Source organism: Cellulophaga algicola DSM 14237 (assembly GCF_000186265.1).
In the GTDB taxonomy this organism is placed as follows: domain Bacteria; phylum Bacteroidota; class Bacteroidia; order Flavobacteriales; family Flavobacteriaceae; genus Cellulophaga; species Cellulophaga algicola.
Genome location: NC_014934.1, coordinates 3012871 through 3038535, shown reverse-complemented (window position 1 = coordinate 3038535; position 25665 = coordinate 3012871). Strand labels below are relative to the sequence as shown.

Below are 25665 nucleotides of genomic sequence, written 5' to 3'. Positions count from 1 at the left end.
CAAAAATAGTAAAATGTAAATTTTAGAAAAGGTTCTTTTCGTTATATTTATATAAAAATTTTTAACCCCTTTTTTTCTTGCCTATTAGAGTCGTTTTTTTTTGCAATTAAAACTATTTTTGAATTAAATAAATAGAGTATGACTTCAACCGTATTTACCGAGATAAAAGAAGAGTTAAAAAAAGGGATTACCGAGTATGGACATCCTTTCCGATTTTTCACCTTAGGCACTGTAGGGTTAGACAAAATGGCCAGATTGCGCACGGTGGTATTGCGTGATTTTTCAGAGGAATGGAACCTTAGCTTCTTTACCGATAAACGCTCTAAAAAGGTAACTCATATTATAGAAAACCCTAAAGTTTGCATCTTACTTTATCATCCAGAAAAAAGAATACAATTAAAGATTGAAGGCAATGCTTTTGTTGTTAAAAACGATAAAAAGATAGCCAAATACTGGAATCGGATAAAAGACGACGCTAAAAATGACTACACAACAACCCTAGCACCAGGAAGTAATATTAACAGCCTGACGGAAATAGAATACCTAAACGAAGGAAATCATTTTTGTTTGATAACTATTGAAGCGCATAAAATTGAATACTTGCGACTTGATAAGCCAAATCATATCAAAATTAGATATTCAAAAGATGACAACCATTGGAAAGGGGAATTTCTAGTCCCTTAATGCATGGTCGCTAATATATCAGAAATATCCTTTTCTGTTGTATCCGGATTTATAAAACAAAAACGAGCTACTGTTTCAAATTCATTTCCTTGCTTCCATTTTGTTGGTGTTACTAATGCAAAACCTTTTCTATGGTTTTCATACGTCCAATTTCTATAATCATCAGGAGTCCAGCCCTTACGTCTAAACAGGACACATGATAAGCTTGGTTCGCGCACCAATTCTACATGTTCATCTTTTTCTATTAATTTCCCCGCAGTATTAGCTAAAGTAATACCACATTCTACTGCCCATTTGTATTTATCCACGCCATGCATTGCTAATGAAAACCATAAAGGCAGGCCTCTTAACCTTCGGGTAAGTTGAATTTGATAGTCTGAAGGATTAAAACCATGAGCCCCTTCATCCTTGAAAATTTCTAAATAAGAACCTTCTTGAGAATGTGCCGCTTTTGCTATTTCTGGATTTTTATATAAAATAGCACCACAGTCATAAGGAGAAAATAACCACTTATGTGGATCTATTGTAATGCTATCTGCTTTTTCAATTCCTTTAAACAAATGCCGTACAGAATCTGCTAATAAAGCACCACCACCATATGCTCCATCTACATGAAACCAGAAATCGTGATGTATGCAAAAATCTGCAATTCCGTCTAAATCATCAATGATACCCGCATTGGTAGTTCCTGCAGTAGCTACTACAGCGAAAACCCTACTTTGCTTCTCTACAGGTAAATTTTGAAATAAGGCTTTCAAATCCTCAGCATCCATTCGTTCTTCTGAGGGCACTAATAAAATTTCGGCATCCATAACTTTAGCCATAGCCTTCACAGAAGAATGCGCTCCTACAGAAGCTATAATAACTCCTTTTTTATCAATATTTATTGGGTTTTGCCTCCAATTCTCACGGGCGGCAACCATTGCAGAAAGATTCGCTGCGGTTCCTCCGCTTGTAAATACGCCGAAAGAACCTTTAGGCATTCCTGTTAAAGAAACCAACCAATGCATTGCTTCATTTTCACAGAAAATTCCTCCAGCACCTTCCATCCAATAAGCACCATGAATACTTGACGCAGAAGTCACCAGATCAAACATAATAGCTGCTCTTGTTGGTGATGCTGGCACAAATGCCAAATGCCGGGGATGATCAATAGGCACTGTTGCTTTCACTAAAACATCACGAAATAATTGAAATGCCTTTTCACCACCAATACCTTCAGAAGTAATAGTTTCCCCGACTAAAGCTTTTAATTCTTCTTCCTTTTTGGGTTGCCCTAGTTCTGGTGAGGTCTTTGTAATCCTATTGATCACATATTTCATGACATCTAAGGTCATTTCAACTAATTCTATATCTATGTTGTGCATAATTGATTCTTCAAAAAAATATCAATTCTAAAAACCCACAAAACGGTCTAAACTATAAAAAATATTGTAGCTATTCTTTTCTAGTTTTTAATGATACTTAAACATTAATAATTGTTATCAAAGTTAGGGAAATTAACTACTTAAATAAGTTCCTCTAAAATTTTACCACAATCTAAACTTTCAAGAAAATAGTAGCATTCAAATAATTAATTTTACAATTAAAATTGAATCCTCTATAAAAAAAATTATAGAAATTTAAACTATTAAAAAACAGTGACTTACAAAACAACCTATGTCACAAAACAGACTAACGTCTTTTAGGATAAAAACAGACTATTCACAGTATTAAATTCCGTAATCTAAATAAATAATTAACGCATTATATTATATGAGTAATTTTATTAAACTGTTTCTATATATTTGATTTTAATAAAGGAACAATACTTATCAAAATGCTTTTAAAAAGAATTCAAAAAATATCCTTCGAAAAACTGACCCTTTTCACCATTCTAATATACATTGTTTCTCTTTTCTATAATTTACATTTAGAACCACTAAGACTAGAAGAACCAAGAAGAGCCTTGGTTGCCCTTGAAATGTTATTCAACAATAATTTTATTGTTACCACGCTATTAAATGACACCTGGTATGACCACCCCCCTCTATACAATATAATTCTTGCATTAAGCTTAAAGATTTTTGGCTTAAATACATTTGCACTTCGTTTTCCTTGTGCCTTTTCTTTACTCCTGACTGGAGTATTAATTTATGTAATGGGCAAGAAGTATATTTCTAAAAAATTTGGCATTCTAAGTACCCTATTTTATCTCATCGCTGCAGACATATATTTTTATTTTTCTACCATAGCAGAGATAGATATTTTTTACTCTTTATTGGTGTTATTATCTTTTTTTAGCATATTCCACTTTCACCAAAAAAAACAATACTACCATCTCTTTGGATTTGCGTATTTATTCATTTCTTTAGCTTTTTTAACTAAAGGGTTTGCCTCCTATGCTTTTATCGTATTGACATTAAGTGCTTATTTAGGCTATCAAAGAGAATTTAAAAAACTTTTTAGTTTTCCTCATATACTTTTTGGCTTTTGCGCTTTAGTTTTTCTAGGCCTTTACCTATATACTTACTCTTTATATGAAGACTTACCTGCCTACATTTCCAAAATGTGGGGACTTACAAGCAGTAGAACGGTTTTAGGAAGAGGTATAGGAAAACTAGCACTACATATACTAACTTTCCCTTTAAACTTTATTGCAGTATTATTCCCTTCTACACTATTTCTACTTTTTAGTTTTAAAAAAGGACAAATTAAAAGGATAAAAGAAAAACCATACTTGGTCTTTTTAGCGCTAACGCTATTTATAAATTTTAGTGTATATCTTATTTCTCCAGGGGCCAAAATAAGATATACCTACATGTTTTTCCCAATTGCAATTAGCCTTTTAACTTATTCATTTTACCTTCAAATTGAAGATAAAGAATGGCGTAAAAAAGTTTTTTATAGCATCATAAAAACACTAATGCTACTCATTGCTGCTGCACTTTTCATAGCTCCTTTTATTAGTATAAGTGCCAATCCTGTGTATTTGAACTTAAGCTTGCCATTATTTGGTATTGCCATACTTTCTACATTATATTTAAATATTAAATCAACCACTTATATTAAAAGTCTATCGGTTATTTTATTTTTCATTGTTTGTCGTCTTACATTTGACCATATTGCAATGCCTATAAAAGCAAACCTTCCAAAAAATAATTTACATAAGAATTTTGCAGAAAACATTAACAAACTGGTCAGTGACGATGATAAAATTTACGTGCTAACAAATGATGAAATGAATACGTTTATTGATATTCCATTTCTTTTTTATGAAACTGCTGCTTACTTAGAAATGTCTAGGAAACAACTAGTTTACAAAGCGCATTCTATTACTAAAAAAGGATACTACATTATTAATCTAGAAAAGAATAAAGGATATACACCTGTATACCTCTTTGAAATTAATAATACTAAACTTGCTTTAATAAAACAGCAATAAATGGTTTCTACTGCATTTAGAAAGGTGATACTTTCTGATAAAATTTACTGGATATTAATACTGGGTTTCTTTTTCCTACTGTATGCTCCAAATTTACTGAGAGAAGGTATGTTTGTAGATGGAATTTGGTATGCTACCATATCTCATAATTTAGCTAATGGTTTTGGGTCTTTATGGAAACCAATGTTTACCAATACTATATTTCCTGAGTTTTATGAACACCCTCCTTTAGTTTTTTGGATTCAGAGTTTATTTTTTAGAATATTTGGTAGTACGTTTTGGACCGAAAGAATTTACTGTCTCTTTATTTTTATAATTACAAGTTTCCTTATTGTAAAGATTTGGAGAATTATAAATAGTAATAATAGCTCTTATAAAAAAGTAACGTATCTACCGCTTGCCCTTTGGATGCTCAATTTCCAAACCTTTTTTGCATATCCAAACAATGTATTAGAATGCACACTTACCATATTTACGCTATCTGCAATCTACCTCTTAATAAAGAGCTTAATCTCTTCTGAAAGAACATCATACCTATTCATATTCCTTTCAGGAATATTCGTATTTCTAGGGGTAATGTGTAAAGGAGCTGTTGCCTTATTCCCTTTTGCATTTTTTCCGTTATACTTACTTATCTACAAAGGAAATATTAAAGAACTGGTAACCAAGACTTTACTTGTAATTGCTAGTTTTTTAATTTGCTTTTTTATTGTTCTTCAATTTGAAAATGCGAGAATGTTTTTTGTTCAATACATAGACAATCAAATAATCAAATCTATTTTAGGATTTAGAACAGAAAATATGCGAGAAAGCAGGTTTTATATCTTAAATGCCCTTTTAAAAGGGATTCCTGTTACCTTGGGATTATCTATTCTACTAGTTGTATTCGCCTTTTTTGGGAATAAAAAAAAATGGATCTTTGACAAGAGTCATAATAAAAAAAGTGCTTTCTATTGCCTAATTGCACTTTCTGCTTCTGCACCAATAATGATTAGCCTAAAACAAGCAGGATATTATTTGGTACCCTCTTTACCCCTATTCTCTATTGCACTAGCACTACTCGTTGTACCTTCTTTTGTGTTTTTAAAAGAAAAATTTAAAAAAAATCTAAAAAATTATCTAAAATTTTCATGGTGTAGTATAGCCTTTCTATTTATATGTATTGCAATAGCCGGTAGAAATATTGGAACCATCGACAAAAGAGATCGTGATAAAATAAATTTCGTAAACGCAACTAAAAATCGAATTCCTGCTAAAAGTATCCTAGATTTTAAATCTATCAATTTAGAGCATTCTCTGCATGCTTTTTTCCAACGAAATCAGTTTATAGCCTTAGATACTTCTGTTACATTTTCTAATAATTATTTCATCATAGAAAAAGAAGTTGACACAATTTCTTTAGAAAATTACGATTTACTACCTGAGTTCAATGACACTAAATACCATGTGTATTTAAAACATTAAAATTTCAAAATCTTTAGAAAGTGGCTTTAAATTTTCTACCAAGGCAGGAATTAATTTATCGCCATACTCTAAATAAAATTGCGAAAAATTCTGTTGCCGTTCTTGTAGTGATTTATTCGGGAATAAGTCATTCTGTATTTCCGTTATTCTAATTACATGATCTTTTAATTTTCGCTTCTGTGCTTTCAACAAACGTTTCTCTAGATGTTCTAATCCTTTTATTTGCTTAACTTCTTGTGCTTTGACTGCACCTAAAAAAGTTTCATCTGTTTGTGTAGCTAAATCATACAGTGCTTCAAACTGGACTTTCAATAACTCTTTTTGAGGCGAAAAATCAATATCAATATTAGAAATAGCTCTAATCCTTTTATTAATAAAGCTATTCTGTTTCAAAAACAAATCTGAGATTTTCAAATCTAACTTGGCTATCTTTTCACCTTGCTTTCCTGTAATCAATAAGGCTGAGTTTCGCAGTAGCAGCATAGGAAAAGTAACCCCAACGGCATCAAAATAAGCTTTAAGTTCTAACCAATACGCAAGTTCTCCCCCTCCTCCGATATAACAGAGGTTAGGTAAGATAACTTCTTGATATAAAGGGCGACATACCACATTGGGTGAAAAACGCTCTGGATGATTTTCTAACTCACGTAATACCTCATCTTTTGTAAACGATATTTTAGTATCATTAACGAAATACGCACCATGCTGCTCTATGATTCGTTCCCGCACACCATCTACTAAATAAAAATAATTAATCTCTCTGGGGTTTACTTGAACGCCATAATTCTCAGGCAAAGCAGTTAAAGCTTCTATACTTTTTGTAACGGCTTTAAAAGATTTTTCTTCTAGTAAATCTGATTTAACATAAGGAATTAACAAGCGTTTTAAGGCTACATCATCACCATCTATAATAACCAATCCGTAGTCTTTAAACAATTCGTTGGCTAAAAAACGTGTGGCCTCTGTTAAATTCGCATGATTTAGATAGGCATTAGTAAAAAGAGTCTTAAGGTATTCCGCATTTTTACTCCCTCCTAGTTCTGCTGCTAAGGTTTCGCTCAACAATTCTAATCCATGAGTATCTAAACGGCCAACCCCTCCTGAGGCTTCCTTATTCCATTGAATTTTCTTTCCATTAAGATTAAAATAATTAATCTCCTCAAAATCATGATCTTCCGTAGCCATCCAATATACTGGAACAAAATTTAATCCTGTATGTTTTGCCTTCAACGCTGTTGTAAGGTTTATGGTCGCTATAATTTTATATAAAAAATACAAAGGCCCTGTAAACAAGTTCAGTTGATGACCTGTTACGACGGTGAATGTATTTTCTTCTTTTAAACTGTGAATATTAGATTTCGTTGCTTCGCTAGCATCAATACCAGTATATTGTTGGTCTAATGCCTCTGATAAAATTACTCGGCTACTCTTTGGGAAATTTTTTTGTTTCTCAATAATTTGTGCTTCAAAGTTCTCAAATGCAGGAAACCTATTATAGAAAGGTTTTAATGCCTCTGATTCTTCTAAATAATCACACATTATTTTTGAAAAATACCCAGTTTGCTTAAATGGAATACCATCAATCTTCATAATTCTAATTAAAAATGGTTGTAAAGATAAAATTCTTAAAACGTATCAATATCTAAAAATACGTTAAGAAGTTAAATATTTTAGCATAAAAGTTTTTATAAACCCTAATATTTCTTCTTGATATTATTATTAGATTTGAGTAAAATCAAACAAGCACCACATGAAAAGAATTTTAGTCGCACTTTTATTTACTACTTACATGGTTACCAATGCACAAAAAATTCAATCTCCATCAGAATTTTTAGGCTATGAATTAGGTACTGAATTTTCTAGACATCATGAAGTTGTAGATTATTACACATATTTAGCACATACGGTTTCTGATAGAGTTTTATTAAAACCTTACGGAAAAACAAATGAAAGAAGACCACTAGTACTTGCCTATGTATCTTCTCCAGAAAATATTAAGAATATTGAAAACATACGCGCTAATCATTTAAAAAGCACAAGAGGTGAGGGCGATGCTAAAATTGCCATTGTATGGTTAAGCTATAATGTACATGGTAATGAAAGCGTAAGTACTGAAGCTTCTATGCAAACCATCTATGAGCTATTGACTAATAAGGTTTCTTACCTTGAAAATACGGTAGTTATAATAGATCCTTGTATTAATCCTGATGGCCGGGATCGCTATGTAAACTGGTATAATGAAAATAAAAACACACCCAACAATGTAGACCCAAAAAGCATAGAACATCACGAAGGTTGGTTAAATGGTAGAGCAAACCACTATATGTTCGATTTAAATAGGGATTGGGCTTGGTTAACGCAAGTTGAAAGTCAGCAGCGCTTAAAAGCCTATAATCTATGGCTACCACATGTTCATGTAGATTTCCATGAACAAGGTATAAATGAACCGTATTATTTTGCACCAGCTGCAGAACCTTATCATGAAGTAATCACTAATTTCCAAAGAGATTTCCAGGTAACAATCGGTAAGAACCATGCTAAATATTTTGATAAAAATGGTTGGTTTTATTTCACCAAAGAAGTATTTGATTTATTCTACCCAAGTTACGGTGACACCTACCCTTTATATAATGGAGCCATAGGGATGACTTACGAACAAGGTGGAAGTGGGCGTGCCGGATTAGGCATAATAACACGTACTGGAGACACACTTACCTTAAAAGACAGAATTGCGCACCATTTTACCACAGGAATATCTACCGTTGAAGTAGCCTCTAAAAATGCTAGTAAATTAAATGAAGAATTTAAGAAATTTTACACCAATAAAAATTTTAAATATAAGAGCTATGCTTTAAGTGGTTCTGATGACAAAGTAAATGCCTTAACACAATTATTAGCCCAGCACCAGATAGAATACGGATGGTCTGACGCTACTACACTAAAAGGTTTTGATTATACTAGCGGGAAAATAAAAAGTAGAAAAATAGCTCAGAATTCACTAATAGTTTCTACAGATCAACCAAAGGGGACTTTGGTAAAAGTTCTATTTGAACCCAATGCAAAATTGAGTGATTCTCTAACTTATGATATTACAGCATGGTCATTACCTTATGCTTATGGTTTAGACGCCCTTGCAACTGAAACAAAAGTAAATGCTACGACCAATATTACCACAAAAGATCCTATCAAAAATATTATTTCTGAAAACACCTATGCCTATATTGGCGATTGGAATAGCATGAATGACGCGCGTTTTTTAGCCGATCTTTTAAAAGAAAATATCAAAGTAAAATTTACTCAAAAGCCTTTTACTTTAGAAGGTAAAAAATATGAGCGCGGAAGTTTAATTATTACGAAGTCTGATAACCGAAATAAAAAAGATTTTGCTATCAAACTTTCTGAAATTTCTGAGAAACACGCCAAACACTTGATGTCTACTTCTACAGGGTTTGTAGATCGTGGTGATGATTTTGGTTCTAGTTCTGTACACCTAATAAAGAAAAATAATATAGCAGTCCTTACTGGAAAACCAACTAGCACTTTGCAATTTGGCGAAGTGTGGCACTTTTTTGAGCAACAATTAAAATACCCACTTACGGTATTGGAAAGTGATTTTTTGAATGCTGATGATTTAGAAGCATATGATGTTTTAATTCTACCTGATGGTTGGTATGGAAGCTTTATGCGTAATAATATCCAGAAAGAATTAAAAGAATGGGTTGAAAATGGCGGCAAACTTATTGCCATGGGCGGAGCTATTGAGGGCCTCGAAGGTAAAAATGGCTTCAAAATAAAAAGTAAAAAAACCGAAAAAGACACTACTAAAACAGAACCTCTAATCAGTTATGAAGATTCTGAACGTGAAGGAATTAAAAATTTAATTACAGGTGCCATTTTTAAAACTAAAGTTGATAAAACTAATCCATTAGCATTTGGGTATGAGGATACTTATTTTACTTTAAAACTGGGCGATGATGCTTTTGATTATTTAAAAGAAGGCAATGCCGTATATCTAGAAGAAGAAACTACGCCCACTGCTGGTTTTGCCGGTAGTGACGCAAGAAAAAAAATTGCAAACACATTAGTATTTGGAACTGAAAACTATGGTAAAGGCCAAGTTGTTTACATGGTAGACAACCCTTTATTCAGAGGTTTCTGGGAAAATGGAAAGTTATTTTTTGTCAATGCTTTGTTTATGGTCGATTAAAGAAACGATTCTAAATAAAAAAAGAGCGTTGCAATGCAACGCTCTTTTTTTTACATAAAATTACGCGCTAATATTTAGTGGAATCTAAGTTAGATTCTTCACCATCTTTAGTGATTAATTTCACTTCATCAAAACCCATTAATTTAAACTGCTCAAATTGCGTGTCAGCATCCCCCACTACGATATAAGCCATTTTATCTTGGTTAAGTAATTTATTTGCTAAAGCTTTATGCGCTTCCAAAGTCATATTTCTTATAATATCTTCTTCTTTTTCAATATAGTTTGATGCCAATCCATATTCACTCATTTCTTGTAACATTCTCAATAAGGAGCCTTGTGTTTCAAAACGACGTGCATTGGATTTAATCAGAGCATTCTTCGTAAAATCTAGATCCTCTATAGAAATGCCCTCTTTGTACTTTGCAATTTCATCTTTGAAAATCTTAACAGATTCTCCAGTAGTATTTGTTCGTACACTTGAAGAAGCTGTAAATGTTCCTGGAATTTTACTTCCACTAAAACCAGAACGCGCCCCGTAGGTATATCCCTTTTCTTCTCTAAGAATTAAGTTTACATTTCCAGAGAATGAACCTCCTAATTTGTAATTCATAACTTCTGCTGGAAAGAAATCTTTATCCGTTCTAGACAAACCAATGTTTCCAATACTAATAACAGACTGTTTAGCCCCTGGTATATCTACAAAATACAAGGAAGCTTTATCTCTAGTATTCACAACAGGATACTCTGGAATAGTTACTTCTTTTGCCGCCCAACTAGCTTCTAATCCTTTCAAAGTTTCTAAAACAGTAGCTTCGTTAATTTTACCAACCACGTGCATGCTACTAATTGAAGGTGAAAAATTCTTATCATAAAATGCTTTTAAATCTTCTATAGTAATTTCTTCTACAGAAGCCGCTGTACCACTTGTTAGGTAGCTAAAAATATGATCTTTTCCATATAGAAGTTTTTTATAAACCCTATCTGCTACCGTATTTGGATCTGCATCTGAACGCTTTATACCATTTATGGTGCTCGTTTTAATACGTGCAAATTCTTCTTCATCCCATCTTGGCTCTAAGAGAATCTCTTTAACCAAAGCAATTGTTTTATCAAAATTACGAACTAATGTATTTCCTGTTAGTACGATTGCCTCATTGGTCGTATACATATTAATACTAGCCCCAAGCATTTCTATCTCTTCTTCTAATTGCTCTGGAGTCTTATTTTTGGTACCTTCCATTAGAATATCGGTCATTAAATTTGCGACACCATTCTTATGCATATCATCTAAAAGATGACCCCCATCTATACGTAAACTAAAATTAACTGTCGGAATTTCATTCTGCTCAATTCCGTAAACTTTCAATCCGTTTCCTAATGTAGATGTCCAGCTTGGTGGTACATTCAATCCAGGAGATTCTCCTTGTGCAGGCGCTATAGAACGATCTATTTTAGAAGGTGTCTTCACAATTTCTTCTTGTACTTCTTCTATAACTTCAACAACATTATCTTTAATCTCCTCTTCTACAACTGCCGCTTTGGTAGAGTTCTCTGCTATTAATTCCATCTGTCCTTTAGGTACAAAACTGGTAATAACAAAAGGTTTTCCCTTTATGTAGGTGTTGTAAACGCGCATAACGTCTTCTTTCGTTACTTTCTTGATATTCTCAATATCCTTTTCTATAAACCCAGGATCACCCGTAAAAGTATTGTACTGCGCTAATTGAAACGACTTCCCTAAAACACTACTAATTCCGTTATAAAAATCTGTTTCTAATCCGGCTTTAATACGTTCTACATCTCGATCTGTAACGCCTTCTTTTTCAAAAAGAGCAAAGGCTTCAAACATTGCTTTTTCAATATCATTTAAACTCTTGCCACTGTTTGCTGTAACAGTAACGTGAAATTCCCCTGCCAACACCTGTGATTTATTATAGGCATAGTACCTGGATGAAAGTTCTTTTTCTTTTTCTAAAACTTTAAACATTGGTGCCTTTTTTCCACTAGAAATTAATTCTGATAGAAAATCTAATGCATAGGCATCATCTGTATATTGGTAGGTAGTAGGCCAGACCATATTTAACTGTGCAGTATTTGCAAAATTATCTTCGTGATACAAGCGGACAGTTTCTGCAATAGTTACTGGCTGTGGCTTTAAAGGTTCAACATCCTGTCTTCTTTTAATTTCTCCAAAATACTTCTCTATTAATGCTTTTGCATCTTCTTTTTCAAAATCTCCTGCTAAAACTAACGTAGCGTTATTAGGACCATAAAATTTATCATAAAATTCTTTTACATCTACAACAGTCGCATTTTGTAAATCTTCTAATTCGCCAATTACTTGCCAGTTATAAGGATGCCCTTCAGGGTAAATATTTTTATCTAGAACCCAACCTTCATGTCCGTAAGGATTGTTATCTACACGTTGTCTTTTTTCATTCTGCACCACTTCTTGTTGGTTATTAAAAGCAGCCTCAGTAATGGTATTTATTAAATACCCCATACGGTCACTTTCTAACCAAAGAACTGTTTCCATAGCATTCTTAGGCACAACTTCATAATACACGGTACCATCTTTCCAGGTTCCCCCATTTAATGTTCCACCAGCGTCTTGAATCTTTTTAAAAAATTGATCTTGAGGTACATTTTCTGATTCTTGAAAAAGCATATGCTCAAATAAATGTGCAAAACCTGTTCTACCTGTTTTTTCACGATTAGAACCTACATTATATTGTATAGCTACGGATACTATAGGATCACTCTTATCCTGATGTAAGATTACATCTAGTCCGTTTTCTAATTCATACTTTTCAAATTCTACAGATAAAGCAGCTGTATCTTCTACAACTACCTGTTTTTCTTTACACGATGTAAATGTTAATGCCACAGTAAATACTGCGAGCATGGATTGATTAAAGCGTTTTTTCGTTGTCATCATTGTAGTTTTTAGTCTCTCTAAAGATACAATCACAAGGTAGTTAAACTCTAATTTTTGTGTTAAAAAAAGCAAGAAGTATTTGACAACACGCTAGTTATGACCAAAAAAAAGCGAACCCTTTAGAGGTTCGCTTTAATACTACACTGTATATTAAATTCTATTTCGCTACATTCACGGCTCTAGTTTCGCGGATAACAGTTACTTTAACTTGACCTGGGTAGGTCATATCTGTTTGTATTTTTTGAGAAATCTCAAAAGACAACTCAGCTGCTTTATCATCGGTTACTTTTTCAGACTCTACAATAACACGTAATTCTCTACCCGCTTGTATTGCGTATGCTTTTTGCACACCGCCAAAACCAAAGGCTATTTCTTCTAAATCTTTAAGACGTTGTATGTATGAATCTAAAACTTGTCTTCTTGCTCCTGGTCTTGCACCACTAATCGCATCACAAACTTGAACGATAGGAGCGATTAAGGTTTTCATTTCTATTTCATCATGGTGAGCACCAATTGCGTTACACACATCTGGTTTTTCCCCAAACTTCTCTGCCCACTGCATCCCTAAAATAGCATGAGGAGTCTCCATCTCTGCTTCTGTATTAGGCACTTTACCTATATCATGTAATAAACCTGCTCTTTTAGCCATTTTGGTATTTAAACCAAGCTCTGCAGCCATTACACCACAAAGTTTTGCAACTTCTCTAGAGTGTTGTAGTAAATTTTGTCCGTAAGAAGAACGGTATTTCATTCTACCAACAGCTTTTATTAATTCAGGATGTAAACCATGAATACCTAAATCAATTACCGTACGTTTCCCTATTTCTACAATTTCTTGTTCAATCTGTTTTTCTGTCTTTTTAACGATCTCCTCAATACGTGCTGGGTGAATACGACCATCTGTAACTAATTTATGTAACGACAATCTAGCAACTTCTCTTCGAACAGAATCAAAACAAGAAAGGATAATTGCTTCTGGAGTATCATCAACAACTATTTCTACTCCGGTAGCAGCTTCTAAGGCTCTAATGTTACGCCCTTCACGACCAATAATTCTACCTTTAACGTCATCTGATTCAAGGTTAAAAACAGAAACACAGTTTTCAACAGCTTCTTCAGTACCGATACGTTGAATGGTATTTATTATAATTTTCTTAGCTTCTTGTTGGGCGGTTAACTTCGCTTCTTCCATTGTCGCTTGCATATACGACATAGCATCAGATTTAGCAGTTTCACGAAGTGATTCTAAAAGCTGTCCTTTTGCTTCTTCTGCAGATAAACCAGAAATTACTTCTAATTGTTGTACTTGATTTTTGTGGAGTTTATCTAATTCCGATTGTTTTTTATCAAAAAACTCATGTTTGTATTCAACATCTTTAATTTGACTCTCTAATTGATCACTAAGTTTTTTATTCTTTGCAAGCTCACTGCTTATTTGAGACTCTTTATCTCTAGTTCTTTTTTCAGCTTCACCAATTTTTTTATCCTTGCTATTGATTACTTTTTCATGCTCTGCTTTAAGTTCTAAAAACTTTTCTTTAGCCTGAAAAATCTTTTCTTTTTTAATATTCTCCCCTTCTACATTGGCATCTTTTAAAAAGCGATTTGCCTCTTTCTTTGCATTTTGTATGGTTTTAGAGGCTTTCCCTTTTTCCATAAATTTTGCAACAGCAAAGCCAATTGCTACACCAATTAACACTGCTATTATCCCTATTGTTATACTATCCATAATTTTTAACTATTTATATAAAAAAACCCACATTGGGTCGAAGTTTTGTACAAACTCCAAAAAAACAAGTTTAGGGCTAACAAATTGCTCAAGGATCCTGAACTAGCAGGCATGCTTTTACAACTTAAACTCACCCTTTTTAAACAATTTAACGTTGAGTTTGTCAAAAATAATCACCAATGTGGGTAGTAACTTTAATTTATTTTAAAGAACGTATTTTAATCTATTTTACACCTAGCTTTTCAGAGACCAAATCATCCAAGGCTTTTAATTTTGCCGTGACTTCTGTGGTATCTTCCATTTGTTCAATACTGCGTTGTTCTATCTTCGAAGCAAACTGCAAGGCACACATTGCCAATACATCTTGCTTATCTCTTACTGCATAATTACTCTCAAAATTTTTAGCAAGCTGCTCTATATTTTTAGCTGCTTTACGCAAACCTTCTTCTTGACTAGGATCTATCGTTAATGGATAGACTCTATCGGCAATAGAAAGTTTTATTTTGAGCTTTTCCGCCATGGTATTGTTTCGTATTATTCAGATAATTGTGCGATACAATGATCCAACTCTCTGATTAATGTATTTATTTTAAGCTTAGCTTCCGTTTTATTCGTATTACTACCCAGCATCGAATTTGCTAGCTTAAGAGAATTATATTTTTCCTCCCAAACAACAAGTGTATTTTTAGCGTCAATTTTTTCATTTTCTACAACGGCAGCCTCTTTTTGTAATTTAATGTTCTCTTGCTGCATAAGTTCTAACTTGTGCAGTAATTTACTAATTTTGTTTTCTAAAGAGTCTACTATATCTACTAATTCACTCATGTGCAAATAGCAATGCATTTTACACAAAGTTAACACACATCTTAGGACTTCCCAATTCTTTTTTTAAAAATTATTCTTTTTGCATCTTTTTTGTAAAAAACAACGATCTCAATTTTTTAACACAACATTGTTTTCACGTTTTAAAATGTATTAATTACTTTCGTGCTATAAGTTATCTTAATTATGAAAGCAACCATATTTGGTTTAGTATTCCTTTTTTTTAGTACAGCATTTGCCCAAGAAAATTATCCTAAAGACGCCTTTAGATCACCGCTAGATATTCCTTTAGTTTTAGCAGGAACTTTTGGTGAACTTAGAAGTAACCATTTTCACAGTGGTATTGATATAAAAACACAGCAACGTGAAGGTCTAAAAGCTTATGCAATTGCAGACGGAACAGTAACAAGAATAAAAGTATCTTTATGGGGATATGGAAAGGTAATCTATATAGCTCACCCTAACGGGTATACGTCTGTATATGGGCACCTTCAGAAATTTTCTCCTAAAATAGAAGAGTACATTAATAAACTACAATACAAAAAACAGGCTTTTGAAGTAGAAGTATTTCCTGATTTTGGAGAATTAAAAGTTGAAAAAGGTGAACTTATAGCATATACAGGTAATACAGGTGGTTCTTCCGGGCCTCATCTTCATTTTGAAATTAGAAGCAGTGTTTCTGAAAAACCTACCAATCCTTTATTATATGGGTATGACATTAAAGACAATACCGTCCCTATTTTATCTAGCTTATATGTGTACCCGCTGAGTAAGGGGAGCCAAGTAAACCAAAGTGCCAATAAATTAGAATTGAAATTCTCAAAACAAAGCGATGGGACTTTTCTTGCCGAAAAAGTATATGCTACTGGAACAATAGGTTTTGGAATAAATTCTTTTGACAGACAAGATTTAGCCGCCAACCAAAACGGACTGTACCAAGTGCAACAGCTTGTCAACGGAAAAATATATACGGATTATGACTTAGAGTCTTTTTCTTTTGGAGAGAGTAGATACATTAACACCTTAATAGATTACCAGCATTTTGGAAGATACCGTCAGCGAATTCAAAAACTATTTAAAATGCCTCGTAATAACATGAGTATTTATAATGAGGTTTATAATAATGGTGAAATAACTATTTCTGAAGGTCTTAGCTACAATGTTGAAATTCTAATGAAAGACTTTGAGAATAATACCACCAAAGTAATTATACCTGTAGAAGGGAAAAAAGAAGTTTTAAAAATTTCTAAAAATGAAGATAAAACAGAGCAATTTTTAGTAGCAAAAAAACCAAACACGTATGATTTAGGTGGCGCTCAAGTATATTTTCCTTCAAATACATTTTATGAAGATTTTTATATCGATCTTAAAAAAGGAAAAGACACGGTAACCATTCACAACAGTACAGTTCCTGCACACCAAAATTTTACAATTACTTTTGATAGCTCAAAATATTCTCAAGAAGATAAAAAGCAATTATTTATTGCACGATTAGATAGTAAATTGCGCCCTAGCCATATGACCACCTATAAAAGAGGGAATACTTTTTCTACGCGTACTAGAAACTTAGGTACTTACACTATTGCAAAAGATAGTATTGCTCCTAAAGTACGCGCTACTAATTTTAAAGAAAAGCAATGGCTAAGCAATTATAAATACTTGAGTTTACAAATTTCTGATGATTTAAGTGGCATAGATACGTATTCTGCCACCTTAAATGGAAAGTGGATTTTAATGGAATACGAGCCTAAAAAAAATACTATTACCTATAATTTTGATGCAAATATCTTAGACCAAAAAGAATGCAACTTAGAAGTTGTTGTCACAGATAACGTAGGAAATAGCACTACCTTTAAGAGTTCATTCTATAGAAAATAGGTTTTGAAATGTATTAAATTACTTTGTCTTCTCTTATTCCCTGCTGTTCTAATAGCCCAAAAAGCTACTATAACTGGGGTTATTCTAGACGCTAATAATTTACCCCTTTCTAATACTAATGTGCGCACCATTTTAAATGGATCAGTATCAGATAGTACCGGATTTTACTTTTTAGAGATTGATGCTGACCAACAAATCAATATCATATTTTCACACCTAGGATATAAGGATGTTATTTTAAATAAATTACTCCTAACCACTAACGAGACATTTGAGTTTAACCCTATTTTACGAACAGACATTACTCAAATAGACGAAGTAACCATTACCGCTTCTGGCAAAAAAACTGCAGGGGCTATTACTACTATAGCTCCTGAAATAATCAGATTAATACCAGGAGCAAATGCAGGCGTAGAAAACGTCATGAAATTATTGCCAGGAGTATCTTCTAATAATGAATTAAGTACCCAGTATAATGTTCGCGGAGGTAATTATGATGAAAACCTAGTCTATGTTAATGAAATTGAGGTTTACAGACCTTTTCTAATACGATCTGGGCAACAAGAAAGTTTGAGTTTCATAAATAGTTCTATGATCCAAAATGTAAAATTTTCATCTGGTGGTTTTCAAGCAAAATACGGAGATAAACTTTCGTCGGTTTTAGATATCACTTACAAAAAACCGGTCTCATTTGGGTTACAAATAGATGCTAATTTATTAGGAGCTAGTGCAACTTTAGAAACCAGCAGTAAAAATAAAAAACTCAATTCTATTACTGGAATTAGGTACAGAGACAACAGCTTACTAATTAACTCACAAGAAACTATAACAAATATTAATCCTATTGCTTTTGATTTTCAAACGTATGAAAATTATACGGTATCAAAAAAATTAGAAATTGGCTTTTTAGGCACATTATCCTCAAATGAGTACCGCAACAACCCAACCTCTAGAACCACAAATTTTGGAACACTAAACGAGCCAAAATCGCTTACCGTCTATTACGCTGGCCAAGAACAAAATCAATATAAAACAGTATCAGGAGCGCTAAAAGCAACTTTTCATGTCAATAAAAATACTACGCTCAAACTTATTCCATCTATATATCATACGGTTGAAGAAGAATCATCAGATATTATTGCACAATACCAATTAGGAGCTATAAGTTCTGATTTTGGAGAGGTTTCTAATCGTAGAAGGTTGGGTACACAATTTAATAGCGCTAGAAATACATTAGATGCGTTAATATTTAACTTAGAACACAAAGGTATTTTTAATAAGAATGAGGGTAAATTAGAATGGGGCATAAAGTATAGTCATGAAGACATTAGAGATCAATTAAGGGAGTCCGAATTCTTAGATTCATTAGGATTTCTAATAAGGCCAAGTAATATCGATTTTATAAATAACCAACCGGCAGATCCTTTTGATGCTCCTATACTTGCTCTTGAAAGTGTAAATGCCACAAATTATGTACAAACAGATAGAGTAGCTACTTTTGTACAATATAGCAAGCAATTAGATTGGAAGTCTAATGCAGTGTATTTTAATTTAGGTGCGCGAAGTCAACATTGGTCTGTCTCAGGAAAAAATATTTCAACCAATTCTCAAACAGTTTTTAGTCCTAGAGCACAAATAGCCCTAAAACCAAATTGGAAAAAAGATATGTTTTTTAAAATTGCAGCAGGTGTTTATCATCAACCGCCATTTTATCGCGAATTTAGAGCTGCTAATGGCAGTGTAAATCCTGATGTAAAAGCGCAGAAGTCTATTCATACTGTATTAACAAATGAATATAGCTTTATTCTTTGGGACAGTCCTTTTAAACTAATTAGCGAGGCCTATTATAAAGATTTAAGCAACGTAAACACCTATACGGTTGAAGATGTGCGTATTCGTTATGCTGCTAATAACAATGCCAATGCATATGCTTACGGAGCCGAATTTAGATTAAATGGCGCTTTTGTTCCTGGAACAGAATCTTGGGTTAGTTTAGGATATATGAAAACTGAAGAGAATAGTGATAACCGCGGGTTTATTGCTCGCCCTACAGACCAACGTATTAAAGTAGGTATTCTATTTCAAGATTATATCCCGACCATACCTGATGTTAAAATGTATTTAAATTTGGTTTATAGTACTGGGCTTCCAGGAGGTTCTCCTAATTATTCAGACCCCTATTTATTTAATAATAGATTAAGAGATTATAAACGGGCAGATTTAGGAATTTCGTATACTTTTGTAGACGAAAACAAAAGAGCCGCTAAAAATAGTTGGTTTCGCGGATTTAGAGAATTATCAGGTGGATTTGAATTGTTTAATTTATTCAACAATCAAAATTCTATAACAAACACTTGGGTTCGTGATATAGACACCAAACAACAATTTGCAGTGCCAAATTATTTAACAAGTCGGATTTTAAATTTAAGGATTCGCATGCGATTTTAGAACAAAGTACAATGAAAAAATTCAGCTTTATATTTTTAATATTTATTACACAATTCTCTTTTTCACAAAAAGATATTTATGAAAGTCCAAAATTTAATGAACTTTCTAAAGATCATAAAGAGTTAGCTATTTTGCCTTTTTTTACAGATTTAGATTTAAAAGAAACTTTATCTAAAGAAGAGAAGAAAGCATTAGAGCAAAAAGAAGGCTATGCCGTACAGGACGCTTTAGAAATCTATTTTTCGCAGCCTAAAAAGAAAAAGAAATTTACAGTAGAATTTCAAAATACAAAAAACACCAATGCTATTCTTGCTCAAAACAATATCAATTATGATAACATTGATATCTATAGCATAAAAGATTTATGTAAAATTTTAAATGTAGACGGTATTATTAGCGGAAACACACATCTAAACATTTTATTATCTGATGGAATCCCTACAGAATTTAGCTTTATGGACTATATTTTAGGAGAAGCAAATTACGGAAGAATAGGCATAAAAATTAGTGATGGCGAAACAGGAAAATTACTTTGGCGCTATGAAAAGAAAATCAATAAAAAATCTGGTAAGAATACACGAGATTTAATTGATTTAATGATGAAACAAGCTATAAAGAAATTTCCTTATGATACTGAAAGGGTAAAAAATAAAAAACAGAATTAATTTTCTGAAAAAGTTTTTAATTCTTGAATCACGTAGTCTAGATCTTCTTCTGTAGTGAATTTTGAAAATGAAAATCGGATTGATGGTTTTTTCATTTCTTCTGAGTTTAAGATTTCCGTAAGCACATGCGAGCCTAAATCGCTTCCAGATTGACAAGCACTTCCTTTAGAACATGCAATACCTTTTATATCTAACTGAAAAAGTAACATTAAGGATTTTTGCGCGTCAAAAGGTAACCTTACGTTTACTAAAGTATAGGTGCTTTTTTCTAAATCTCCCGAATGCCCATTAAAAATAACACCAGGGATAGCCTTCTTTAGGCTGTCTATGAAATAGGTTTTTAAGCCCGTAACATAGGCCTTTTCTTCTTCAAGATGATCATAAGCACAAACAAAGGCCTCTTCTAAACCTACAATATTATGAAATGCTTCTGTTCCTGCCCTAAACCCTCGTTCTTGTGAGCCTCCAAAAATCATTGGTTTAAGCCCTGAATTTCTTCGCACAAAAGCAAAACCTATTCCTTTTGGGCCATGAAATTTGTGTGCTGCTGCTGTTAAGAAATCAGCAGAAATAGCCTGAACATCAAAAGGCAAATGACCTAAAGACTGTACTGTATCAGAATGAAACAGCGCATTATATTTTTTACATAAACTTGCTATTTCTCCTATTGGAGTAATATTTCCAATTTCATTATTTACATGCATCAAACTCACTAACTTTTTAGAATCATCTGCTTGCAATAAAGACTCTAGATGTGAAAACTTAGGATTTCCAAATTCGTCTAAATCTACATAAGCCACAGCAATACCATATTCTTTTTCTAATTCTTCTACGGTATGAAGTACTGCGTGATGCTCAATTTTTGTGGTAATGATTGTAGTTACTTTCGCATCGCGAACAGCGCAACGTAGAATCATATTATCTGCTTCTGTACCACCAGAAGTAAATATAATTTCAGAAGGATGAGCGTTAATATATTTAGCAATTGTTTTTCTTGTTCTTTCTATCGCAGTTTTAGCAGTACGCCCAAAACTATGTGTAGAAGAAGGGTTTCCATAGCATTCTGCTAAAGCATCTTGCATTTTTTTAATTACAGATGCTCTTACCTGCGTTGTTGCTGCATTATCTAAATATACTTTTCGCATTCTCTAAAATCTAATAAGAACGCTAAATTAAAAGAATTAAAACGTATTACACCCCAATTAGCAAATAATTAGCGCTATAAAAAATTCTTTACCTTTCCTTATTAATAAATATCTACAACATTTTTATTGCTTTTCATAAAATGAACATAAACCACTAGGTGATTAGCAATTAAAACTTGTAAATTTGGAGCAGGATAAAAAATTAAAACTTGGTAATGAAGAAGCTATATATTGTTTTTCTATTGATATTCATCTCTTCTTGTGATGATGGTGATTTACAAATTGAATCTCTTGATTTTAATGATGTTGATGTGCAGACGTGTACTGCTATTGATATTGCTCAAGCAAATACGCTTTTTAAAATAAATGATGATGAAGCTCTAATTTTAATTTTAGAGGCAAATGTTCTTACACAAGAAGAAGGTACTATTACTGTTAACATGACAAGCTCAACATCATCAACTATTACGTATCGTATATTCTCTGATACCGTAACAAGTGATTATTTTTGTGACAACATACCTCCAAGCTCACCTACTGTACTTGATGAAATTATTGCATTAGAAGCAACTATAATAATTACAACAACGGCTACAGGAACTGTTGATGTTCCGGAATACGAACATTATATTGAGCTGAATAGCATCACCTTAAAGACTAGTAATGATGAAAGGATTACAGATTTAAGTGTTGACGAGTTTGGGACTATTACGACCAACTAAGCGTTCTGAAAAATATAAATTTCAGTGGCTCCTAATCCATATTTTTGGTAATCTGCATCATAATATTTCACGTTATCATACCGACCAAAAAGATAGTGTAGTTCTTCTTTAAGAACTCCTTGTCCTACCCCATGAATAAAAACTACTTTCTGTATTTTTTTCCGAACTGCAAATTCCAGTTGTCTTTTAGCGGTATCCAATTGTATGTTTAGCATATCATAGTTAGACATACCTCTTTGAGTAGGAACTAAATTATGTATGTGTAAATCTACTTCCATTTTAGGAGCAGAACGTTCCTTAGGTCTAACAATTTGTGAATTTCGTTTTTTCGGAATCGCTTTTTCAGATTTAATTTTTGCAACCTCAAAATTAGATACCGTAAGGTTACGGTCTTTTATAATTTTTATTAGTTCTGACGGATGGTATATTAATAAAAAACCATCATCACTTAAAACAGTAACCTTCTCCCCTTTTAACTCTTTAACGACACCTGTAATTGTATCATCCATAGCTTCAACTCGATCATCAACCTTAAAAGTCATACTATACATTTTTAGATTCTGGCTCAGATTTCTTCCAAGAAGTACTTGCTTTATACACGCCAAACATTAAAACAACAATACCCCCAGCTAAAGCATATTCTTTAGCTACATACAAACCGCCATACCCCATCAAAAGAGCTCCTGAAAGAATTAATACAAAATAAATGATTTGTTTTATTTTCATTGGTTAAAAATAATAGTAATTTTCGGCAAAAGAATTTAATTTACATTAAAAATGCAGCTTACCATCTTTTTTTTAAAATTAGAAGAGTATATGCTACCCTGTTTTAGCAAAAAAATATTTGGAATGGATTGTCCTGGTTGTGGGATTCAACGGTCTGTTTCATTGATTCTACAAGGTGAATTTGGTGCTGCTTTTAAAATGTATCCTGCAATTTACACCTTACTTTTACTCTTTGGCTTTTTGCTGGTCAATAATTTTTTCAATATTAAAGCTGCTAATAAAATAATTATCACCCTTACCAGTATTAGTGTCCTATTGATACTGACTAATTATATTTTAAAATTTTTATAGGTAAACCTACAAACTATGGAACAACAAAAACTACCCAATGCAACACTAATAATTGTTTTAGGAATATTGGGGTATCTATGCTGTTGTTTTGCTGGGCTTGGAATAATACCCGCTGGAGTTGCATTTTTCATGGCTACTAAGTCACAGAAATTATATGAACAAAAACCAGAAGTATATGATAATTATAGTAGTATTAAAACTGGTAAAATTGTTGCATTGATTGCAGTGATATTAAATATATTGATGATAATTAACGTTATTTACATCTTATCTAGTGCAGGCTGGGAAGCTTGGTCTACAGAATTTTCAAGACAATGGACTGAAAGTCTAGAGTCTGGAGGTAATTATTAATACTAATTTAAAACTAAACTTTTAAAACAACTAAACAAATGGAACAACAAAAACTACCTAATGCAACCATGATAATCGTTCTTAGTATTTTCGGATACTTATGCTGCTGTTTTGCTGGACTTGGCATGATACCGTCAGGAATTGCATTTTTCATGGCAACTAAAGCTGAAAAACTAAATAACGAAAATCCAGAAATTTATGACAATTACAGTACCATTAAAACTGGAAAAATTGTTGCAATAATTGCTGTTGTATTAAACATTCTTATGCTTATAAGATGGATTTATATTTTTGCAACTGGTGGATTTGACACGTTTCAAGAGCAATATGATGAGATGATAAGACAAATTGAAGCTGCACAATAATATGAATCAACAATCATTACCAGGGGCTAGCGAAGCCCTAACTTATGGGATTCTATCTATTGTTTTAACTTTATTTTGCTGTGGACCTTTCGGAGCTGTATTTAGCTTTTTAGGAATTTCCAATGCAAATAAAGCACACAAGCTTTACCTACAAAATACTGGAGAATATGCAGGATATGAAAACTCTAAAACAGGGAAAATTCTATCTTATGTAGGTCTAGCTATTGCTGCAATATATTTATTATTTTTCCTTTTATACTTTGGGGTCATTATTGCTTTTATCGTTGCTGTAGCTGCCGAAGGAAATTATTAATAGTCTGTATATTTCTTAAAACAAAAAATCCCGAAGTCTTCACTTCGGGATTTTTATATACTAAAATTAAGAAATTTATTTCTCAAACTTCTTAAGTGTTTTTGTGATAATAGCAACACAATCTAACAACTGCTCTTTAGTCATAACTAAAGGCGGTGCAAAACGGATGATGTTTCCATGCGTAGGCTTCGCTAAGAGTCCGTTTTCTTTTAAAGCCATACAAATATCCCAAGCCGTAGAACTATCTTCGGTATCATTAATCAAAATAGCATTTAACAAGCCTTTACCACGTACCGCATTGACGATAGAACTTGTTGGTATGAATTTATTTAATTCTGCTCTAAACAGTTCCCCTAAATCGAAAGCATTCTGCGCAAGGTTTTCATTTTTAATCACTTCCAATGCTGCAATACCTACAGCTGCTGCAATAGGATTACCACCAAATGTACTACCATGGTTTCCTGGTTGAATAACCCCCATAATAGCATCATTAGCTAAAACGGCAGATACTGGATATGCCCCACCAGATAACGCCTTTCCTAATATTAGGATATCAGCTTTTACCTCCGGAGTACCACTACAATGTTTATCAGCGCAGCTACAATTACCACAGGTAGCTAAAAGCCTCCCTGTTCTAGCGATACCTGTCTGCACTTCATCTGCTATAAACAATACATTGTGCTTTACACAAAGTGCTTTAGCGTCCTTCAAATAATTTTCAGAAGGCACATAAACACCTGCTTCTCCTTGTATTGGCTCTACTAAAAAACCTGCAATATTTTTATTTTGTTCTAAAACTTCTTGTAGTGCTTTTATATTGTCGTACTCAATTTTTAAAAACCCGTCTGTGTAAGGTCCAAAATTCTTACGTGCAACTGGATCATTAGAAAAGGAAATAATGGTAGTTGTTCTTCCATGAAAATTATTTTCACAAACTACAATCTCTGCCTGATTTTCTGGAATCCCTTTTTTCTCGTAAGCCCATTTTCTACAAATCTTCAAAGCGGTTTCTACTGCTTCTGCACCTGTGTTCATAGGCAACAACTTATCAAAACCAAAGGTTTCTGTTGCATACTTTTCATACTTCCCTAAGACATCATTATAAAATGCTCTAGAGGTTAATGTAAGTGTCTGCGCTTGCTTAGTCATTGCTCCAACAATTTCAGGATGACAATGTCCTTGATTTACTGCGGAATAAGCTGATAAAAAATCATAATACTTTTTACCCTCTACATCCCAAACAAAAACGCCTTCGCCTCTGTTTAATACTACAGGTAATGGATGATAATTGTGTGCTCCGTGCTTGTCTTCTAATGCGATTACGTCCTTAGAAGTCATTGTTTCTAAAATAGCCATTCTAATAAAATTTAAATATGAATAAAATAACCATTCCTCCTCTACCTTTATCTTTTCGAAGTTTCGAAAATTCAGCG

The 25665-nt window shown here is 33.0% G+C and carries 22 protein-coding genes and 1 other RNA gene; 12 read left to right on the top strand and 11 right to left on the bottom strand.

Annotation, left to right across the window (positions count from 1 at the left end; translation table 11 throughout):
* Positions 1-138 precede the first annotated feature (138 nt).
* Positions 139-684 (top strand): pyridoxamine 5'-phosphate oxidase family protein, encoded by a 546-nt coding sequence (locus CELAL_RS13120; protein WP_013551382.1) that lies wholly within the window; start codon positions 139-141, stop codon positions 682-684.
* On the opposite strand, the gene CELAL_RS13115 is transcribed toward CELAL_RS13120, so the two are convergent.
* Positions 681-2051 carry a pyridoxal phosphate-dependent decarboxylase family protein gene (locus CELAL_RS13115; RefSeq protein WP_013551381.1) on the bottom strand — a complete coding sequence of 457 codons (1371 nt, stop codon included), beginning with the start codon at positions 2049-2051 and terminating at the stop codon, positions 681-683. The genes CELAL_RS13120 and CELAL_RS13115 overlap by 4 nt on opposite strands.
* Positions 2052-2503: 452 nt before the next feature.
* Between CELAL_RS13115 and CELAL_RS13110 the strand changes: the two genes are divergently transcribed.
* Positions 2504-4108 carry an ArnT family glycosyltransferase gene (locus CELAL_RS13110; RefSeq protein WP_013551380.1) on the top strand — a complete coding sequence of 535 codons (1605 nt, stop codon included), beginning with the start codon at positions 2504-2506 and terminating at the stop codon, positions 4106-4108.
* Positions 4109-5572, top strand: coding sequence for an ArnT family glycosyltransferase (locus CELAL_RS13105; RefSeq protein ID WP_013551379.1), 1464 nt, complete (start codon positions 4109-4111; stop codon positions 5570-5572).
* On the opposite strand, the gene bshC is transcribed toward CELAL_RS13105, so the two are convergent.
* The gene (gene bshC / locus CELAL_RS13100; RefSeq protein ID WP_013551378.1) at positions 5561-7162 is read right to left on the bottom strand and encodes a bacillithiol biosynthesis cysteine-adding enzyme BshC; all 1602 of its coding nucleotides are present in this window, start codon (positions 7160-7162) and stop codon (positions 5561-5563) included. The two genes, CELAL_RS13105 and bshC, sit on opposite strands and share 12 nt — an antisense overlap.
* 160 nt (positions 7163-7322) lie before the next feature.
* Between bshC and CELAL_RS13095 the strand changes: the two genes are divergently transcribed.
* Positions 7323-9779 carry a M14 family metallopeptidase gene (locus CELAL_RS13095; RefSeq protein WP_013551377.1) on the top strand — a complete coding sequence of 819 codons (2457 nt, stop codon included), beginning with the start codon at positions 7323-7325 and terminating at the stop codon, positions 9777-9779.
* A gap of 67 nt (positions 9780-9846) precedes the next feature.
* On the opposite strand, the gene CELAL_RS13090 is transcribed toward CELAL_RS13095, so the two are convergent.
* From CELAL_RS13090 to CELAL_RS13075, 5 genes are all read right to left on the bottom strand, one after another.
* Positions 9847-12717, bottom strand: coding sequence for a M16 family metallopeptidase (locus CELAL_RS13090; RefSeq protein ID WP_013551376.1), 2871 nt, complete (start codon positions 12715-12717; stop codon positions 9847-9849).
* A 157-nt stretch (positions 12718-12874) separates the two neighbouring features.
* Positions 12875-14446, bottom strand: a complete 1572-nt coding sequence (gene rny, locus CELAL_RS13085) for a ribonuclease Y (RefSeq protein ID WP_013551375.1) — start codon at positions 14444-14446, stop codon at positions 12875-12877.
* 51 nt (positions 14447-14497) lie between these two features.
* A non-coding RNA gene (ssrS, locus tag CELAL_RS21905) (6S RNA) lies at positions 14498-14606 on the bottom strand.
* Positions 14607-14669: 63 nt separating this feature from the next.
* Complete coding sequence (locus CELAL_RS13080) at positions 14670-14966, bottom strand: cell division protein ZapA (protein WP_013551374.1); 297 nt, start codon at positions 14964-14966, stop codon at positions 14670-14672.
* Between the two features lie 14 nt (positions 14967-14980).
* On the bottom strand, positions 14981-15271 hold the full coding sequence (locus tag CELAL_RS13075) for a hypothetical protein (RefSeq protein WP_041557729.1): 291 nt from the start codon (positions 15269-15271) through the stop codon (positions 14981-14983).
* Between the two features lie 183 nt (positions 15272-15454).
* Between CELAL_RS13075 and CELAL_RS13070 the strand changes: the two genes are divergently transcribed.
* The 3 genes from CELAL_RS13070 to CELAL_RS13060 are packed head-to-tail and all read left to right on the top strand — an operon-like array spanning position 15455 to position 20259.
* Positions 15455-17146 carry a M23 family metallopeptidase gene (locus CELAL_RS13070; RefSeq protein ID WP_013551372.1) on the top strand — a complete coding sequence of 564 codons (1692 nt, stop codon included), beginning with the start codon at positions 15455-15457 and terminating at the stop codon, positions 17144-17146.
* Between the two features lie 3 nt (positions 17147-17149).
* Positions 17150-19594 carry a TonB-dependent receptor gene (locus CELAL_RS13065; protein WP_013551371.1) on the top strand — a complete coding sequence of 815 codons (2445 nt, stop codon included), beginning with the start codon at positions 17150-17152 and terminating at the stop codon, positions 19592-19594.
* Positions 19595-19605: 11 nt separating this feature from the next.
* Entirely contained in the window at positions 19606-20259 is a 654-nt protein-coding gene (locus CELAL_RS13060) for a DUF4136 domain-containing protein (RefSeq protein WP_013551370.1), read from the top strand.
* Here the strand turns inward: CELAL_RS13060 and CELAL_RS13055 are convergent.
* Complete coding sequence (locus CELAL_RS13055) at positions 20256-21404, bottom strand: cysteine desulfurase family protein (protein ID WP_013551369.1); 1149 nt, start codon at positions 21402-21404, stop codon at positions 20256-20258. The genes CELAL_RS13060 and CELAL_RS13055 overlap by 4 nt on opposite strands.
* 215 nt (positions 21405-21619) lie before the next feature.
* Between CELAL_RS13055 and CELAL_RS13050 the strand changes: the two genes are divergently transcribed.
* Positions 21620-22126, top strand: a complete 507-nt coding sequence (locus CELAL_RS13050) for a hypothetical protein (protein ID WP_013551368.1) — start codon at positions 21620-21622, stop codon at positions 22124-22126.
* Here the strand turns inward: CELAL_RS13050 and CELAL_RS13045 are convergent.
* Complete coding sequence (locus CELAL_RS13045) at positions 22123-22668, bottom strand: Smr/MutS family protein (protein ID WP_013551367.1); 546 nt, start codon at positions 22666-22668, stop codon at positions 22123-22125. The two genes, CELAL_RS13050 and CELAL_RS13045, sit on opposite strands and share 4 nt — an antisense overlap.
* 1 nt (position 22669) lies before the next feature.
* Entirely contained in the window at positions 22670-22852 is a 183-nt protein-coding gene (locus CELAL_RS13040) for a hypothetical protein (protein ID WP_013551366.1), read from the bottom strand.
* Between the two features lie 51 nt (positions 22853-22903).
* On the opposite strand from CELAL_RS13040, the gene CELAL_RS13035 reads away from it, so the two are divergent.
* The 4 genes from CELAL_RS13035 to CELAL_RS13020 are packed head-to-tail and all read left to right on the top strand — an operon-like array spanning position 22904 to position 24232.
* On the top strand, positions 22904-23203 hold the full coding sequence (locus tag CELAL_RS13035) for a DUF2752 domain-containing protein (RefSeq protein WP_013551365.1): 300 nt from the start codon (positions 22904-22906) through the stop codon (positions 23201-23203).
* Positions 23204-23218: 15 nt separating this feature from the next.
* Positions 23219-23554, top strand: a complete 336-nt coding sequence (locus CELAL_RS13030; protein ID WP_013551364.1) for a CCC motif membrane protein — start codon at positions 23219-23221, stop codon at positions 23552-23554.
* Between the two features lie 38 nt (positions 23555-23592).
* The gene (locus tag CELAL_RS13025) at positions 23593-23919 is read left to right on the top strand and encodes a CCC motif membrane protein (RefSeq protein WP_013551363.1); all 327 of its coding nucleotides are present in this window, start codon (positions 23593-23595) and stop codon (positions 23917-23919) included.
* Position 23920: 1 nt separating this feature from the next.
* Entirely contained in the window at positions 23921-24232 is a 312-nt protein-coding gene (locus CELAL_RS13020) for a CCC motif membrane protein (protein ID WP_013551362.1), read from the top strand.
* A gap of 75 nt (positions 24233-24307) precedes the next feature.
* Here CELAL_RS13020 and rocD read toward each other — a convergent pair whose 3' ends face one another.
* Positions 24308-25588, bottom strand: a complete 1281-nt coding sequence (rocD, locus tag CELAL_RS13015; RefSeq protein WP_013551361.1) for an ornithine--oxo-acid transaminase — start codon at positions 25586-25588, stop codon at positions 24308-24310.
* Positions 25589-25665 lie beyond the last annotated feature (77 nt).

Coding starts and splice junctions, on each gene's coding strand:
- CELAL_RS13120 (WP_013551382.1), top strand. CDS start 139: ATGACTTCAACCGTATTTACCGAGATAAAAGAAGAGTTAAAAAAAGGG.
- CELAL_RS13115 (WP_013551381.1), bottom strand. CDS start 2,051: ATGCACAACATAGATATAGAATTAGTTGAAATGACCTTAGATGTCATG.
- CELAL_RS13110 (WP_013551380.1), top strand. CDS start 2,504: ATGCTTTTAAAAAGAATTCAAAAAATATCCTTCGAAAAACTGACCCTT.
- CELAL_RS13105 (WP_013551379.1), top strand. CDS start 4,109: ATGGTTTCTACTGCATTTAGAAAGGTGATACTTTCTGATAAAATTTAC.
- bshC (WP_013551378.1), bottom strand. CDS start 7,162: ATGAAGATTGATGGTATTCCATTTAAGCAAACTGGGTATTTTTCAAAA.
- CELAL_RS13095 (WP_013551377.1), top strand. CDS start 7,323: ATGAAAAGAATTTTAGTCGCACTTTTATTTACTACTTACATGGTTACC.
- CELAL_RS13090 (WP_013551376.1), bottom strand. CDS start 12,717: ATGATGACAACGAAAAAACGCTTTAATCAATCCATGCTCGCAGTATTT.
- rny (WP_013551375.1), bottom strand. CDS start 14,446: ATGGATAGTATAACAATAGGGATAATAGCAGTGTTAATTGGTGTAGCA.
- CELAL_RS13080 (WP_013551374.1), bottom strand. CDS start 14,966: ATGGCGGAAAAGCTCAAAATAAAACTTTCTATTGCCGATAGAGTCTAT.
- CELAL_RS13075 (WP_041557729.1), bottom strand. CDS start 15,271: ATGAGTGAATTAGTAGATATAGTAGACTCTTTAGAAAACAAAATTAGT.
- CELAL_RS13070 (WP_013551372.1), top strand. CDS start 15,455: ATGAAAGCAACCATATTTGGTTTAGTATTCCTTTTTTTTAGTACAGCA.
- CELAL_RS13060 (WP_013551370.1), top strand. CDS start 19,606: ATGAAAAAATTCAGCTTTATATTTTTAATATTTATTACACAATTCTCT.
- CELAL_RS13055 (WP_013551369.1), bottom strand. CDS start 21,404: ATGCGAAAAGTATATTTAGATAATGCAGCAACAACGCAGGTAAGAGCA.
- CELAL_RS13050 (WP_013551368.1), top strand. CDS start 21,620: ATGAAGAAGCTATATATTGTTTTTCTATTGATATTCATCTCTTCTTGT.
- CELAL_RS13045 (WP_013551367.1), bottom strand. CDS start 22,668: ATGACTTTTAAGGTTGATGATCGAGTTGAAGCTATGGATGATACAATT.
- CELAL_RS13040 (WP_013551366.1), bottom strand. CDS start 22,852: ATGAAAATAAAACAAATCATTTATTTTGTATTAATTCTTTCAGGAGCT.
- CELAL_RS13035 (WP_013551365.1), top strand. CDS start 22,904: ATGCAGCTTACCATCTTTTTTTTAAAATTAGAAGAGTATATGCTACCC.
- CELAL_RS13030 (WP_013551364.1), top strand. CDS start 23,219: ATGGAACAACAAAAACTACCCAATGCAACACTAATAATTGTTTTAGGA.
- CELAL_RS13025 (WP_013551363.1), top strand. CDS start 23,593: ATGGAACAACAAAAACTACCTAATGCAACCATGATAATCGTTCTTAGT.
- CELAL_RS13020 (WP_013551362.1), top strand. CDS start 23,921: ATGAATCAACAATCATTACCAGGGGCTAGCGAAGCCCTAACTTATGGG.
- rocD (WP_013551361.1), bottom strand. CDS start 25,588: ATGGCTATTTTAGAAACAATGACTTCTAAGGACGTAATCGCATTAGAA.